Source organism: Mesobacillus maritimus (assembly GCF_023715205.1).
Classification (GTDB): Bacteria; Bacillota; Bacilli; order Bacillales; family Cytobacillaceae; genus Mesobacillus_B; species Mesobacillus_B maritimus_C.
In genome coordinates this window covers 14305-30244 of sequence record NZ_JAMBNR010000014.1, presented here as the reverse complement: position 1 = coordinate 30244, position 15940 = coordinate 14305, and the positions used below count along the sequence as shown (strand labels likewise).

The following is a 15940-nucleotide window of genomic DNA, read 5'->3' as shown; positions in this document are numbered from 1 at the left end:
TTGTATTTATACCATCATTCTTATCATGGGCATTACGCTTAATTACTTTTCGAATTGAGTTAGATAGCTGCGGCTGATTTTAGCCCCTTGTTTAGGATCTGGATAGTTGTCTAGCTCTACTGTAATCCAGCCATCATAGTTTACCGCTTCTAAGGCTTTGACCATTTCATCAAACTTTTGATGCCCTTCCCCTAAAGGTAAAAACTCTCCATTCGCATAATCTTTGAAGTGAACATATTTAATGCGATCAATATATTTTCTGATTACCGCGACCGGATCACCTCCGCCAGCTTCAATATGAGCTGTGTCTGGGCAAAGATTAATTTTTGTTAACGGCATTAATTTATCTAGCTGTTCAGGAGCTTGGACATTGGTTCCCAAATGCGGATGATAACTTGCAATAAGATTATATTTTTCCGCAATTTCCACTACTTTATCAAGTGCCTGGCCAAGAGCTTCATAATCGCTTTCAAGAATGCCATTTGTACGGACAGCTCCGCCGCCTACAACCAGGTGCTCGGCACCTGCTTCTGATGCGAAGGCCGCTACGCTTTCAATTTTCAATAATTCTTCTTCTAAAATATCCGGAAAAATAAAATTCCCGCCTGTGTATACGCCAATCAATTTTAAAGAATGATGATTCATTAATTTTAGTAATTCTTCTTTTTTATCCTTGTATTGCATCAAGTTTCCATCAAAGATTTCAAATCCCGCATATCCAGCTTCAGCAATATCCTTTAAGGCTTCTTCCGTTGAACCATTCGCTAGGTAGTAAAGATCTTTAACAGATGTGACTCCTGCAGGGTGGCCGACAACGCCGCCCCAAGTATTTGTTTGATAACCTAACTTCATGATATTACCTCCATATTTGTTGGAATTTAGTATTTCATCATTCATCAAAAGAAAATGCGAATGAATGATACTAAACTCCATTAATAGTAATCGATTACATTTTATTCAATAGATTTTTTCCACACACTTGTAAGTCTTACTAATTTGTAGTTTTTGAAGCACATCTAGCAAACATTTACAATGTAATCCATTACATTTTTTCCTTGTAGATAAAGTTACTCTCTTTACATGAGTTCGATTATTTTCTCTGAAAAGAATAAAGATTTTGTGTTCCTTACAAAGCTAATTGTAATCGATTACACTCAACGTTGCAACTATGAAATATAATTGTCACAGATTGTTCACTAGGTATGTTTTAGAAGGATCAACACAACCAATCATAGCTGAGTTAATCCCTTCCATTATTTATTTTTTGGTGATGCCTCAAATAACTCTGCGTGGATTGGTTCAGATAGCAACGTTTCAATTGTCTGGACAAATTTCTTAAAGTGAGAGGTTTCCTCATGCTGTTGAATCGCGTGTTCATCCTTCCATTTCTCAACAAAAACAAAGCTATTCGCGTTTTCCGGATCTTCATAGAAATGATAACTAATATTACCAGACTCAGCTTGAGAAAGTTTTGTTACAAGTCTTGCCTCTTCTAGAAATGTCTCGCGATATTCCGATTTCACCTTAATGTCGGCATGAAGGATAATCATTGTTCCTCCTCCTTCACATGAATTAAACTAAGTGTTTCTCCAATAAAAGATCTTTTTCGTTTTGATTCTCTTCATGCGGAAGTTTCATAAACTTCATTAAATAAGCTCCAAGGAAATACGTTCCTGCGAAAATCCAAATAACCCCTTCAGCACCAATAATTCCGATAAATAATCCCACGATTGCCGGTGCTATAAAGTAGGACATTCCAGCACCGAAGCTTACAATCGCCATCGCAGAGCCTTTTTTATCCGGCGTCATGGCTGTTACAAGGGCTGAAAGCGGGACGAAACCACAAAGAACGATCCCCATAATAATACCGACAATATTCAACGCCAAGAAACTGCTGCCGAAAACTTCCGGTGTGTAAAGCATAACCAGCATCATGACACCCATTCCAAAGCTGCCAAGCCATTGAATCGTGTTGCGCCAGCCTAACCATTTATCACTAATGTAAGGAATGATTAGGTTGAATACGATATTTGCTAACCACATGGTTCCCCACATTTGCAGAAACTGTTGTGTGGTGAATCCATATTCAGCCGTTAAATACAGTGGGAAAAAGATTGGCAGTGCACCGATTCCTGTTGAATTGATAATCCGGACCACGCCACCGATTGCAACCTTTGGCTGTTCGATACAAATCGTAAATCCACTCATCAAGCTTTTTAGCTTTTCCTTTGGATTTCCTGTTTGTTTTTTAACCATATCGTCTTTCACCACTAGTAGACCCATGATTCCGCCGATCAATACCCAGACGACTGCACTCCATAACAACCCGATATAACCGATCTTTGGCAGCATGTAAGCTGGAAAATAACTTCCTACAACGTAAAGCCCGCCGCTCCAAGCTGCCCAAAACAGACCTACAGCTGTCGCCAAAATGCGCTCCGGACTGCGATAAGTAACCCACACTAAGAAAGAGTAACAAAATAAAGGATAACCCAAGCCTCTAATTCCATAAGTTGGAATCATCAATGCATAATTGTTATGCTTTAAACATTCTATAAATAAAACCTGACCGATTAACCAAGTAACCAATCCGATCAGCATGACCTTCCTTGGTCCCCACATTTCGGTAAGTACACCAGAAAAGTAGGCTGCAATGGCTAACACGGCTCCATACACGGCAAAAATAGTGGCAGACTGTTGAACGGTTAATCCCTTTTCAATAAGATATGGTGACAACCATGCGTGTTCAAGACCGTCCCCTGCCATAAAAATTAAAGTGGCAACAAATCCCCATAGCACCCTGTTAGGAAGACCGCCAATGGTACGTTCCTGACCTAAAACCGGTTTCATATTTAACACCTCTCACTGTATGATTTCATAGGGCAGTCAGGAGGATTCCCTCCCAACCCTTTTCGAAGAAAATTAAGCCCACCACATTTCCGTTACTTCCTCTTTAAACAACGTCCCCTTCAGCAACGTGATCGCTTTCATTAAGCCTTCATCGATGGACGCAAGCATATCCTCATGTTCAATAGAAAGAACGTAATCATACCCAACAGCACGAAGAGCGCTTACAATGTCCTTCCACATTTTTTCATCATGACCATAGCCGACAGAGCGGAATGTCCAGGAACGATCCAATACTTTGCTGTAATGCTTTGTATCGAGAACACCGTTCACCTTAATATTCGCTTGATCTAAATACGTATCTTTAGCATGGAAGTGGTAAATTGCTTTTTCCCGGCCTAACTTCTTGATCGCTTCAATGGGATCAATCCCTTGCCATACAAGATGACTTGGATCGAAATTAGCCCCGATGTTTGGCCCTGCATGGTCTCGTAGTTTTAGCAATGTTTCCGGGTTATAAACAACAAACCCCGGGTGCATTTCAAAAGCAATTTGTTGAATCCCATGCATTTCTGCGAATTTCGCTTCTTCTTTCCAATACGGAATCACCACTTCGTTCCACTGCCAGTCAAGGACTTCTGCATATTCAGGCGGCCAGGAGCAGGTCACCCAGTTCGGATGCTTAGCACTTAGATGGTCCCCCGGACAGCCAGAAAACCCATTAATGACCGGTACCTCCAACTGTTCCGCCAACCTGACCGTTTTTCTCCAAACATCATGGGCCTCTTTCGCGATCTTTACATTAGGATGAAGAGGGTTGCCATGGCAGCTTAGTCCACTGATGGTTAAACCCCTGCTTTCCACGGCCCGCTTGAACGACTTCATTTTTTCAGGGTTTTCTAATAAATCATCTGGGTTACAATGACTGTTCCCAGGGAAATTGCCTGTCCCTAACTCGACTGCCTCTACTCCCATTTCTGATAATTTATCAAGCATGGCCTCAAAAGGAAGATTTTGATAAAGAACCGTAAATACCCCTAATTTCATACCAATACCTCCTGGTTCGCCTGAACTTTTACCCATTTTTGCTGTTCATGACTTTCCAAAATTGCATCAGTAATCGCCATGGAAATATGTCCGTCCTCAAATGTGGCAAAATTGGCTTTATCCTCCAAAGGATTTTTGCCTTCACGAATAAACGTGTAAAAATTTAGCATCATATTTTTTAATGCATCCGGCCAGCCTTCATTGTGTCCGCCTGGATGATGAATGGCCGTTCTGGATTCTGGCGAAAACAGAGCTGGATCTGCAAGAAGGATTTCATTTGGCTTATCCCTATGCCCCATCCATAATTTTTCGGGTTCTTCTTGATTCCAGTAAGCAGAGCTCTTGCTGCCGTTAATTTCAAAACTTAAGCGGTTTTTACGTCCAGCACTTACTTGAGAAACGGTAAATACGCCTCGTGAGCCATCTTCAAATCGAACAAGTACGGATGCATAGTCCTCTGTATTGATTGGAACATCTTCATATTCTGTTTCTTGTCCGCTTTGTCCCCCAAAAGTAGCAACGTTTGACGTTGGTTTCTTTCTCATCGGGATTACAGTGGCTAAATCAGCAAATACTTCCACAATCTTTTTACCTGTTACAAATTGAACGGTATCGCACCAGTGAGAACCGATATCTGCTACAGCTCGTGATTTACCGCCGACTTCCGGTGCTAAACGCCAGTTATAATCTGTTTCATATAGTAACCAATCCTGCAAGTAGCTGCCGTGTACCAGATTCACTTTCCCAAAGTCGCCATTGGTGATTTTCACCTTTAGGTTTTGCACACTAGCATGCTGTCTGTAGTTGAAGTTCACACCATGAACGACACCTTGTTTTTTTGCTAACGCCAACAATTCAGCCGATTCTTTGCTGTTCATTGCCAATGGTTTTTCAGATACCACATGCTTGCCTGCTAAAATGATCTCTTTATTGATCGCAAAATGCAGATGGTTTGGCGTGCAATTGTGAATCACCTGAATTTCCGGATCACTCAGCATATCCCGGTAGTTGCCGAATGCTTTCGGAATGCCAAGCTCAGCTGCTTTCTTTTCAGCAGTTTCTTGACTTGTTTCTGCTACTCCAGCTATTTCGACAAATCCTAGTCTTCTGATTGCTTCAATATGTGTGGGACCAATAAATCCTGTCCCGATAATACCAACTTTTATTTTTTCCATGTCAGTTCATCCTCCAAACTGTAATCGATTACATACATGACGATAAAAATAGGGAAATCTGTTAGAATAAAAAGCTATTAAATCATGTAGTCTCACCAATCTTTAAAAATTTAAAAATGTAATGGATTACATTTTTGTTGAAAAAAATTCCTATTTTTTTCGTTATTCTAATCATTTTTATAGAATTATTATTCATTCTGTTCGAAAACGTTTACTCTTTTTTCGACAACTTCATTGTAATCGATTACAGAAGAGATTTCAATTATTTTTTTCACTTTCCTATTATTTTTTAAGCAAACCCATAAAACCTAGTTCCGAAAAGGTTTAAAACGGTTCCCACCATGAACAAGCATGCGTAATCCCTATCTAAGAATTCCTCCTGCCTTGTTCTTACAAAATTTTATCAAAAAAATAAAGAACTACCCATTTATGGTAAGTTCTTTGCAAGAGTCACGGACAATCAGCTTATCCGGCAGAATAAATTGACTTTTTTCTAGTTCTTCCCCGTTAATGATTTTAAGCAATAACTGCATTGCTTTTTGGCCCATATCGAACGTTGGCTGAGCAACGGTTGTAAGGGCAGGTTCGAAAATAGATGCAAATTTAATATCATCGAAGCCAATAACAGAAAAATCTTCGGGAACTTTAAAACCTTTTGATTTAATGGCTTTAACTGCTCCCATTGCCATTTCATCATTTCCGGCAAAAATGGCTGTAGGAAAGTCCTCCAATGCCAAAAATTTCATCATTAGATTAAATCCGCTTTCAAAGGAGAATTCTCCTTCCTGTACCAAACTTGGATCAACGGAAAGTCCATGCTGTGCCATCGCTTGATGAAATCCCTTGCATCGGTCCCGGCCGACAACAACGTTTAGGGGACCAGATATATGTCCAATCCTCTTATGGTTTAAGCTAATTAAATATTCGGTAGCCTTTCTTGCACTGCTGACATTATCAATGGAAACCGTAGGCAGCCGGGAGCCTTCATAGTATTCACACGCCAATACTACAGGGTAATCCTGTGAGATTTCTTCTAACATCTTTTGATTGGACCTTGCTGTTAATAAAATCAAACCATCTGCTTTTTTCTGGCCTAAAATAGTCAAATAACTGGCTTCGCTTTCCGCATTGTTTCTCGCATCTCCAAGAAGCACCTGATATCCGATTTGGATGGCAACCGATTCGATCCCCCGCAGCACCTCGGAAAAAAAAGTATTGGTTATGTCAGGAACAACAACTAGAATCGTTTTTGTTTCTGACCTTCTCAATTGTCTTGCCAGCACATTTGGCTGGTAATTTAGTTTCTTTACAGCCTCCATGACCTTTTCAGCTGTTTCTTTTTTTACAGTTCCAGAATTACTTATCACTCGGGATACTGTGGCTGTTGAAACATTTGCCAGTTTTGCAACATCCGCAATTCTAACCATGAATTTCTTTCCCTTTCAGTGTTTCTTTTACAATATTGTAATCGATTACACCGAAAAATACAATGTTTTAACATTTAAACAAAAAATAATACCTTTATTACAGCATAAGATTGAAACACTGGGTAGCTTTTTTTGATAGGCTTCTTTTTGATTAAAATGAACTATCTCAGAAAAAAAAGAGACTCTGGAAAATGAGCCCCTTTTAATTACAGTTGATTATTATTTTGCCGCATTTTGAATCGATTGGAGAGTGCCTGGCACCTCTATAATTGCAATTTATTTACTGTTCTCTTTAAACCAATTCATAACCTTCTCTACTTCTTCACGATGTTTCTCTAGTTCTCCTTTACTAATTAATCCCGTTTTTAAATTTCTAGTAAAAAAAGATCTTACTAAACCTAGTATTTCATCCATTGTTAACACTCCACCGATAAAATCATGATCTGCACCCTTAATTTCTAAATATGCCGAGTTTGAAAGTTTGCTATGTAAGAGTTGACTTTGTTGAACAGGGCAAATTTCATCATGATCTCCTTGAATAATTAAAAAAGGTGGAGTGTTATCATTAATATAATTTATTGGGTTTGCTTTATTTGCCTGTATTGTTTTAGTTTGTACACTTCCTCCAAGAAACTTCGATTCTGGTGACTTCGGGTTATTATGCCAATCACCCATTAACAAAAGATCTACTGGTCCAGCTAGTGTTACAACAGCATCGACTGTATCTGAAACCCGATGATCCTCAGTTATAAAATCTGGATGATTTGCACTTAAAGCTGCTAAAGTTGCTAGATGGCCTCCAGAAGAATGTCCCCATATCCCTATTTTATTTTCATCAATATTATAGTTTGAGGCGTTCATTTTTACCCAACGAATCGCTTGTTTCACATCAAGTAACGGTGCCGGGAAAATAGCCTCACCACTCAATCTAAAATTTATATTAATGCAAACAAAACCATGTTCAGCTAAAGATGCATTCCACTCTCCACCTACTTTACGTTTATCACCAGACATCCATCCCCCACCATGTACATAGATAATTGCAGGAAATTTTTCTGTATCAGAGATAGGCTTAATTATATCCAGTTTCAATTCTCTCTCTGCTGTTTCTCCATAAACAAGATCAATCAGTTCCTCAGTTTGGTATCTTTCCATAATATCCCTCCTCATTTATAGTTCAATGATAATTGAACTATAAATACTAATCAATATATGTTAAACTATTTTCAAGCATATTTTTATGGAGGAAACAATGAAAATAAAAATTCTAGATTCTATTAGTTATGAGGTTTTACTTAGTCTTTCTCTTTACAAAAGACAAACACATCTTAAATACTTGTCTATTTCAAAGGACTGGTATGAAAGCACTCGGAAAAAAATTTCGAATGAATTACATACGCAAATCGAGGAACTTGTAGATTTACACTTTGAAGATCTATCCGTACATCTGATTGAGTTCTGTCCATATAAGTCCTTCGAAGGCTATACCTCTTGGCTATCTAGGCTTTCACTGGGGGAAATATATGAGATGTTATCTCCATTTTTAAACGATAAAAGGTTGATGCCTGCTGATTTAGAAAACCGGAGGGACACACACATACTGTTATTAAAGAAATGGTACGAAGAATATTTCAAAGAGATCGAAGAAGAAGTTAGCTCTGCATTAAAAGAAAATATTATGAACATTAATCAAGAGGAACTAAATGTTAATGGTTTTAATCAAATTGAAAAGATTACTAAAGGATTTTCAATTGAAAATCTAGAACCCACTGAAGTTGTTTTAGCTCCAACATGGCATTTTCGACCATTATCATTAATCGATATTTTCAATCATAAAATAATACTGACCTATCCATGTTTGCTCAGTAATAATGACGAGGCCCTTTTGATTACAAAAGCCCTTGCTGAAGAGAAGAGATTAAAAATACTAAGTTCCATGAAAACTGAACCTAAAACCTTTACTGATCTTGTAAAATTGATGGGTATGTCCAAAGGGAACATTCATCACCATTTATTGAATCTTCGGTCAGCAGGATTATTGAAAATAATTCCTTCTCGAGAAGATTACTTCCTTTATCAATTTAGACATAGCAGAATGAATGATCTTTCTAGTCTATTATTAAATTTCGATTAAGTTACATTAGGATGAAAAGGCCAAACAGATAAAAAATCTCTGTTTGGCCTTTTTTTAGCTCTGTGCTAGTCTTTAATGTTGATTTATTACAATAAAATTAGGCTGCCATAAAATGACAGCCTAATTATTTTTATTCAATTAAAGCTACCCGTTTGTTTAAGAAGCACTATGCTTTCTCATTTTCGAAAAGCTAAATAATGCTATTGTTAAACAAATCATACTCAATGCCCAAACAACTCCAGAAACACCTAATTGTAGTGAAATCTCTTCTGAAGCCATCGGATGTTTATAGTCAAATGTAATAGACTTTAATGCAAAATACATTGCAACAGAAACTAAAAGCAAATGAAGTAATATCCAGATGTATCCCAAATTATTATTTTTATTTATCATCCAAAGGAACACAACAACTAACATTACAATTCCCATAACAATTGAAAAACCGCCAATTAATAAAACCATTACTTCCTGTTCTAATGGCATAAGATTACACCTCCAAATAGATTTATTTCTATATTACAATCCTCCCATACTTCAATAAAAAAGAGCGACTTTCTACATAAGTCGCACCCATTAATTCAAAAAGCTACTTACCTTGTTTCTTGTAAATACTCTTTATATGCTTTTTGAACTTTATCCTCCTTGAGTAATTTATTTGATATCTTTTTATGAATGTCGTTTAGTAAGAACAATCCTCTAAAAATACAACCCACTACAATTCCAAAAGCAATTATACCACCAACAAGTGGTCCCATCATCAATAAAATGCATCCTAAAATAGCACCTAAAATTATTGATAAAAGTAAATACATATCACCACTTCTAATACTTCTCGGCATTAGATGTTTGCTCAGTGAATCACCATTTAATCCTATTTTACTTCGCAAATGACTTTCAATTGTCTTCGTTGATAGATATAAACCACTAACCAAACAATAAATAGTATACTAGAAAATAATAAAAAATGATGGAGTAAAAAGTTCTGATAAATTCACACCTGCCATTTTTATTCTGTTGCAACGTTAAAGAACTGTATTTAATGTTTTTGGCACTAAAAAGATCAGATATTTACGTAAGCAAAGACCTTTCGATATTTTTCTCTAATACCCCATCCATCGAAACATCCCTTTCCGCCTCTAATGCGGTCACTCTAACTGCACAAGCTTTAAACTCTGGCATTTTTGACTGTGGGTCGAGTTCTGGCAACGTTAATTGGTTTATGCTCTGTTTTCCTCCCCAATGGAAGGGAACAAAGACACAATCTTCACGAATGCCTGGTGAAAATTTGGCTTTAAGAATCATCTCTCCTCTCCGGGAGCAAATGCGTGCTTTCTCTTTATCTACTAAACCGAGTTTCTTTGCGGTCGTAGGGTGAATCTCTAAAAATGGTTCGGATGTTTTGTTTAATTCCGAGGTAATTCTAGTCTGTACTCCCGTTTGATAATGATGGAGAATCCGTCCAGTGGTCAACGTAAGCGGGAATTCTTCATCTGTTCTCTCTTTCGGGAATTGGTTCGCAATCGGGGTCACACGGGCTTTGCCATTTTCATGATGGAATTGGCCACCCACAAACATTCGCGGTGTTCCAGGATGGGACTCACTCGGACATGGCCAGAATACCCCTTTCTCCTCCTCAATCCGGTTATAGGTAATCCCAGCATAATCAGCAATACCCCCTTTTGTTGCTTTTCGTAGTTCTTCAAAAATGTCTTCACTAGTTTGATAAGGGAAATACTTTCCCTTTCCAAGCAACTCAGAAATCTCGCATAAAATCTTCCAATCTAACCGAGCTTCTCCTGGAAGCTTTTTCGCTGCCTTGCGCAAGATCACTCTTCCTTCTAGGTTCGTCATCGTTCCTTCTTCTTCTAAGTAAGTGGAACCCGGGAGGATTAGGTCAGCGAGCTCCACTGTTTCGGACATTAATGTATCAATCACTACGAGAAAATCGAGCTTTCCCAGGGCAGATTTTACGAGATTCGTATTAGGGTTGGAAACCACTGGATTGGAACCAAGCACAATCATCCCATGGATTTCTTGTTCGAGCATCTTCTCAAACAGTTCATAAGCGGACACGCCTTTTCCAGGAATCTTATCCTCTTGAATCCCCCAGACCTTCGCCATATGATTTCGATGCTCCACATTCTCAATCAACCGGTATCCCGCTAATTGATCCGCTTTTTGTCCGTGCTCGCGTCCCCCTTGCCCATTGCCTTGCCCGGTAATCGTTCCATACCCACATCCTTGTTTCCCAATTTTCCCTGTCATCAACACCAAATTGATGAAATTACGGACGGTGTTCACACCCCCTGCATGCTGTTCAACCCCTCTTGCCGTAAACACCATCCCTGTGGAGGCCCTCCCATATAAACGCGCTGCCTCTATGATTTGATTTTTTGCCACTCCAGTGACCCTTTCCACCTCGTTCATATCAATGGAACGGGCAAAAGCAAGGAGTTCCGCCCCTCCTTCGACCGATTCCTGTACAAACGAATGATTGACATAATCCTCATCAACCATCACTTTGAGCATGCCATTTACGAGCGCCGAATCCAACCCTGGCTTAATCTTTAAGTGAAGGTCCGCAAATTTCGAAGTGAGCGTTTCTCGAGGATCAATCACAATGATTTTGCTACCATTTGCTTTCGCCCTGCGGAAATAGGGCATCATGGTTGGTTGGCATTCCGCCACATTCGTCCCAGCCAAGATGATGCATTCTGCGTCCTCGATTTCACTTAAAGGATTGGTCAATCCCCGGTCTACGCCAAAGGCTTGGTTGGATGCACTCGCAGCCGAAGACATACAGAAGCGTCCATTGTAATCAATATACTTCGTTTCTAATGCGACTCTTGAAAACTTTCCTAGCAAATAGGCCTTTTCATTCGTCAAAGCCCCACTCCCATATACGCTCAAAGCATTCTTACCATATTTCTTTTGGACTGAAGCGATTTTTTGATATAGCCAGTGATATGCCTGTTCCCAAGAGACTGGTACAAATGAATGCTCAACTTTTAACAATGGGGTTCGTAAACGACCTGAACCTATCGCATGTTTATAAGAAAAGATTCCTTTGGGACAAAGCCTGCCTTCTGATACCGGATCGCTCTTGAGCGGCGTGACTTTTAAACGAGATTTCTGTGTAGACCGATCTTCATGGAGATTCATTTTACATTGCATGCTACAAAATGGGCATTGTGTCTCATAGAGAGATTCCCGATTTTGCTGATATTCCCGTTCTCGAAACCCTTGTAAAAAGTCAGACATTGTTCCCTCTCCTTTAAATTCGTAATCATATGTTCTCTTATCCATCACTAGATACACAGGATGATGCTTTCCTTTTATTCACAGACAGTTCCTCAATGTAGGGGATGCCATCAATTGACTTCCATAACATCTATCTTCATTCATGAGTCCAGCCATAAAAGACCATTCTTTAAGATAGACTAGATGCATTCTGTTTCCTACTAGTAGTAAAAATGGTTCGAATCCTAGAACTGTTATAAGCTAAGCAGACAAGAGCGAACAGAGATAATAAGATAAAGCCGAGTGTGTATTCACCGAGATAATCTTTAAAAATCCCTAATAGGATTGGAGGAAAAAAACCGCCTAAGCCACCGGCAGCACCAACGACCCCTGTAACGGCTCCCATATTCCCTTGGGAAACTTCCGCCACTCGTTTAAATACAGCCCCGTTTCCCGTTCCCAGCATGATTGCCATCAACAGGCATTCCACCATGAACAGGAGAAGATTTCCTTGCCAGAAAACAATCAAAACGGAAGTAAGCAAAATAGAAAAAAACACAATATTTAATACTTTGACCGCCCCAAACTTATCAGAAAGGTATCCCCCTACAGGTCGAATAAACGTGGCCCCAATGACAAAAATCCCTGTCAAAATCCCCGCTTGGACTGCATTTAAATGATGAAGATCTTGGAAAAGGGTCGGTAAATAAAGGCTAAAGGTGACAAATCCTCCAAAAGTTAAAAAATAATATCCGGATAAGACCCAAGTTTCTTTGTTCTTCATGATAGCCAACGAGTGTCTGAGCTTCTTTCGATCCTTGGTTCTCTGAAGCTCCGTCGTTCCAAACCAAAAAATGATCGACATGATGAGGATGGCTAAAGCGAAAATCCGGAACATCCAAGGTAGCCCCCATAAGTTCACGATCTGTGGGGCAAGGAAACTGGCTACGGCCGTCCCCAAATTCCCCATCCCAGCAATCCCGAGGATCAGTCCTTGTTTTTCAGAAGGATAACACCCTGAAACGTAAGCAATCGAGACGGCAAACGTCGTCCCTGCCATGCCAATGAAAAACGCACACAATAGGAGACCTACATAAGAAGTAGTGAAACTGGCCCCGATTAAAGGGAGAGTTAAAAAAAGCATGGTTAAAACATAAACCCTTCTTCCTCCCAAACGATCAGCAAGAATTCCAATCGGAATCCGCATGACGGAACCTAACAGAACGGGGACAGCGATTAAGATGCTTTTTTGCAATCCAGTTAACCCATACATTTCTTGAATCTTTCCAGCCACCGGTGAGAGAATCGACCATACAGAAAAAGCAATGATCATCGAAAGCGTGGAAAGGATTAATATCGATTTTTGATCCTTCTTATTCACATTCAAACCTCCTCCAAAGATTTTGTGACTAGTTTTGCTTCACCGTTAATAAGCTCAATCTATAACAAAGCCGCTCTACTGTCTTTGGAGTTGTCACGTTTTATGACATGGAAATTTTAAGGGACAGAGACTTGTCCCCTTTTGTCTCATAAAAAATCAGGGGGAATCCTCATGATTCCCTCCTTTACTAATAAATTCTTTTACAGAAACTAAAACTAAATAACCTGAACAGTCGCAGCTCACTTTTCTGAGCTGCGATGATTATATCTGTTCACCGAGAAGACATCCTCATCAGATACAACAAAATAGCTGCGCCTTAACACTCCCCTCCTATTGTCAAATTAAAGCCCGTTTTGTTGTGACAAATCAATAGGAGCTAAATAACCGATATCCCCTGTGCGAGTATATGATTCTATGAATTTAGTAACTTCATTGCTCATTTCCTTATAACGAGTCCAATGAAGATAATGATGCCCCTGTAAAGGAACAATTTTACTAGCAGGGGAGGTAGTTAACTGGGTTTCATAAAAAGTCACATTGTTTTTACCTCCCTCGTTAAGCTTCTGTTCTTTCGTAGTGAAGAATAAAACAGGCAAATGAGTAGGGAAATTCATATCAACTGTTTTGTCAATATTCCTTTTTATTTCATTGGCTTCTTTAACAACGTTTTTGTTATACCCGTTCCAAGCTGAAATCGCCTTAGTCATGGTTAAATTTTCTTCAGAATAGGTCCCCTCATCAGCAATAGGTAAAAAACCTTCAGGACCTATATATAATGCCAATCTTGCCATTCCAGTTGGTGCCACATACCGCAAATATTTAGGCATAGTAGGTGAAGTTTCACCAAAATACTCCAATGCCTGTGGGAGCGTAGGGTCGATCCCGATGATGGCTTTAACTTCTTCAGGATAGGTATGGGCAAAATACATACTATAGATTCCAGAAATAGAATGAGGCATCAATATGTATGGGCCTCCTATATTAGATTTTTTAAGAGCCATCCTTATTTCCTCTACTATGTTTTCTACTGTTCGTTCCTTGTTGGTTCGATCGCTCCATCCGTACCCAAACGGCTCTACCACTACTACCTTATTATTCTTTGCCATTTCATTTATCAAAGGTTCAAAATCGAGTGCTGGTGCTGAAGTTCCAAGACCACTTAATAAAACGATGGTATGATCGCCCTCACCTTTTGTATAAATGTGCATATTCTTACCATCAACCTCAACCATTTCCCCTATTGCCGGGTATTTTTTTTGTTCATAGGCAGTCAGAAAGTGACTGAAAATGAACAAAATCACAAGTGCTCCTACTATTGCTAATAAACTATTTCTTGTAACAATCCAAAATCTAAATTTCTTTTTCGATTTCAATATGATCCCCTTCTTCCTATGGCCTTCTTTCTTTTCCAACTCCATCTTATCGTGCGAACGAATTCCGAGTAATGGACCCGAGAAATAGTTTGAGCTAGGTCTTGAGGCTTACTAAATCTCTCCTTTCCAGTCACAACGAGAAAAAAGACCGCCATAGCCATAGCGATCCTTTCTTTTACGTATGCATTCTCAACTATTTTTTCTAATAGCCTCTAATGTTTGGAATCATTCCATAATATCTTGCTGCTGCATTTCCTGCCTCACGATTGAAACAGCAAGTTTTTCCTTTGCAACGTCTAGACCTATGTATTTTATATTTAGCTCTTTCGTAATATAGCTCTGATTTGGTTTTCTTTTTAATGATGTTAACAGTCTAACCAAATTAACCTACGGGTTTACGAGTAAGGAGCTCGTTTCATTCATGATAACTTGTCCCCATGGGAAAGGGTGTGCCTGTCCCTTTGTCCCGTGATTGAAGTAAGGAAAGTTATAGAAATTAGTATTTTGAACCACAAAGGTTCATTTAGAAACACTTTAATCATAAGTTTTATCCGTTGCATGAGGGTACAACTCCCTTCAATTATTATATATTTAAGCATATGTCGATATTTTAAAAGTAACTCCTTTCAACTCCAAATGTAGTTGGCAATCCTCCCTCCCTTTTCTATATGGTTACTTATCTATTACCAGTCATTTAATATTACTTATTCACTAACCTGATCCATTAGTAAAAAGCGACTGCTCGTATTGAACAATCGCACCCTTTAGTTGAATAGGAAAAGAACTGTCTTTAACAACTCTGTTCATAAAAAATAAATAAAACTTATTTTTGTTCATCTAGTTCAATAAAATAATGGTCCTTACGATAAGAAATTGCCTCCATTGTTGCGATTAAATTTTGCTCGTGAAAAACCTCAATTCGATAAAATCCAGTACGAAAGTTTCGTCTTACTTCGGTTGCACATGCTACTATCTTGTCCCCTGGTTTAGCTGATTCCATAAATTGAATAGTTGTCGAAAGTCCCATTGATGTTTTTCCAAATGCATTACAGGCTACCGAAAATGCATGATCTGCTAATGCATAAATAATTGCCCCATGAACCGTCCCATATGCATTAACCATATGGTCCTGTACTTCTAAATATGCTTCTGCAAAACCAGCCTTAAATTTCGTTAATTGAATGCCGAGTGATTGAGCATATGGGTCATTTTTTACTTTTTCATAAATTTCATCGTAATGTTTTATGTGAATTTGTTGTTCATCAATTTTCTTCTTCATTTTACCTCTCCCTTAACTTATATGATTTAGTATCTAT

General features: G+C 38.8%; 14 protein-coding genes. 1 reads left to right on the top strand and 13 read right to left on the bottom strand.

The features are described 5' to 3' along the window. Positions 1-42 precede the first annotated feature (42 nt). From M3182_RS18690 to M3182_RS18660, 7 genes are all read right to left on the bottom strand, one after another. Positions 43-852 carry a sugar phosphate isomerase/epimerase family protein gene (locus M3182_RS18690; protein WP_251559506.1) on the bottom strand — a complete coding sequence of 270 codons (810 nt, stop codon included), beginning with the start codon at positions 850-852 and terminating at the stop codon, positions 43-45. Positions 853-1253: 401 nt separating this feature from the next. Beyond that, the gene (locus tag M3182_RS18685) at positions 1254-1550 is read right to left on the bottom strand and encodes a putative quinol monooxygenase (protein ID WP_251559504.1); all 297 of its coding nucleotides are present in this window, start codon (positions 1548-1550) and stop codon (positions 1254-1256) included. Between the two features lie 22 nt (positions 1551-1572). Further along, positions 1573-2850 carry an MFS transporter gene (locus tag M3182_RS18680; RefSeq protein ID WP_251559503.1) on the bottom strand — a complete coding sequence of 426 codons (1278 nt, stop codon included), beginning with the start codon at positions 2848-2850 and terminating at the stop codon, positions 1573-1575. Positions 2851-2922: 72 nt separating this feature from the next. After that, positions 2923-3894, bottom strand: a complete 972-nt coding sequence (locus tag M3182_RS18675; protein WP_251559501.1) for a sugar phosphate isomerase/epimerase family protein — start codon at positions 3892-3894, stop codon at positions 2923-2925. After that, positions 3891-5069: a Gfo/Idh/MocA family protein gene (locus M3182_RS18670; RefSeq protein WP_251559499.1), complete on the bottom strand. Its 1179-nt coding sequence runs from the start codon at positions 5067-5069 to the stop codon at positions 3891-3893. The genes M3182_RS18675 and M3182_RS18670 overlap by 4 nt, the downstream gene beginning before the upstream one ends. A 419-nt stretch (positions 5070-5488) precedes the next feature. Continuing rightward, entirely contained in the window at positions 5489-6496 is a 1008-nt protein-coding gene (locus M3182_RS18665; RefSeq protein WP_251559497.1) for a LacI family DNA-binding transcriptional regulator, read from the bottom strand. Positions 6497-6772: 276 nt separating this feature from the next. Then, positions 6773-7651, bottom strand: a complete 879-nt coding sequence (locus M3182_RS18660) for an alpha/beta hydrolase (RefSeq protein ID WP_251559496.1) — start codon at positions 7649-7651, stop codon at positions 6773-6775. Between the two features lie 97 nt (positions 7652-7748). Between M3182_RS18660 and M3182_RS18655 the strand changes: the two genes are divergently transcribed. After that, complete coding sequence (locus M3182_RS18655; protein WP_251559494.1) at positions 7749-8630, top strand: winged helix-turn-helix domain-containing protein; 882 nt, start codon at positions 7749-7751, stop codon at positions 8628-8630. A gap of 156 nt (positions 8631-8786) precedes the next feature. Here the strand turns inward: M3182_RS18655 and M3182_RS18650 are convergent, their stop codons facing one another. The 6 genes from M3182_RS18650 to M3182_RS18625 form a co-directional block, all read right to left on the bottom strand. After that, positions 8787-9113, bottom strand: a complete 327-nt coding sequence (locus tag M3182_RS18650; protein ID WP_251559492.1) for a hypothetical protein — start codon at positions 9111-9113, stop codon at positions 8787-8789. A 107-nt stretch (positions 9114-9220) separates the two neighbouring features. Beyond that, on the bottom strand, positions 9221-9442 hold the full coding sequence (locus M3182_RS18645) for a hypothetical protein (protein WP_251559491.1): 222 nt from the start codon (positions 9440-9442) through the stop codon (positions 9221-9223). Positions 9443-9698: 256 nt separating this feature from the next. Continuing rightward, positions 9699-11891 carry an assimilatory nitrate reductase catalytic subunit NasC gene (gene nasC / locus M3182_RS18640; protein ID WP_251559489.1) on the bottom strand — a complete coding sequence of 731 codons (2193 nt, stop codon included), beginning with the start codon at positions 11889-11891 and terminating at the stop codon, positions 9699-9701. Positions 11892-12060: 169 nt separating this feature from the next. Next, positions 12061-13251, bottom strand: a complete 1191-nt coding sequence (locus M3182_RS18635; RefSeq protein WP_251559487.1) for an MFS transporter — start codon at positions 13249-13251, stop codon at positions 12061-12063. Positions 13252-13592: 341 nt separating this feature from the next. Next, on the bottom strand, positions 13593-14624 hold the full coding sequence (locus M3182_RS18630) for an alpha/beta fold hydrolase (protein ID WP_251559486.1): 1032 nt from the start codon (positions 14622-14624) through the stop codon (positions 13593-13595). A gap of 823 nt (positions 14625-15447) precedes the next feature. Continuing rightward, entirely contained in the window at positions 15448-15903 is a 456-nt protein-coding gene (locus M3182_RS18625) for a PaaI family thioesterase (RefSeq protein WP_251559483.1), read from the bottom strand. Positions 15904-15940: the final 37 nt, after the last annotated feature.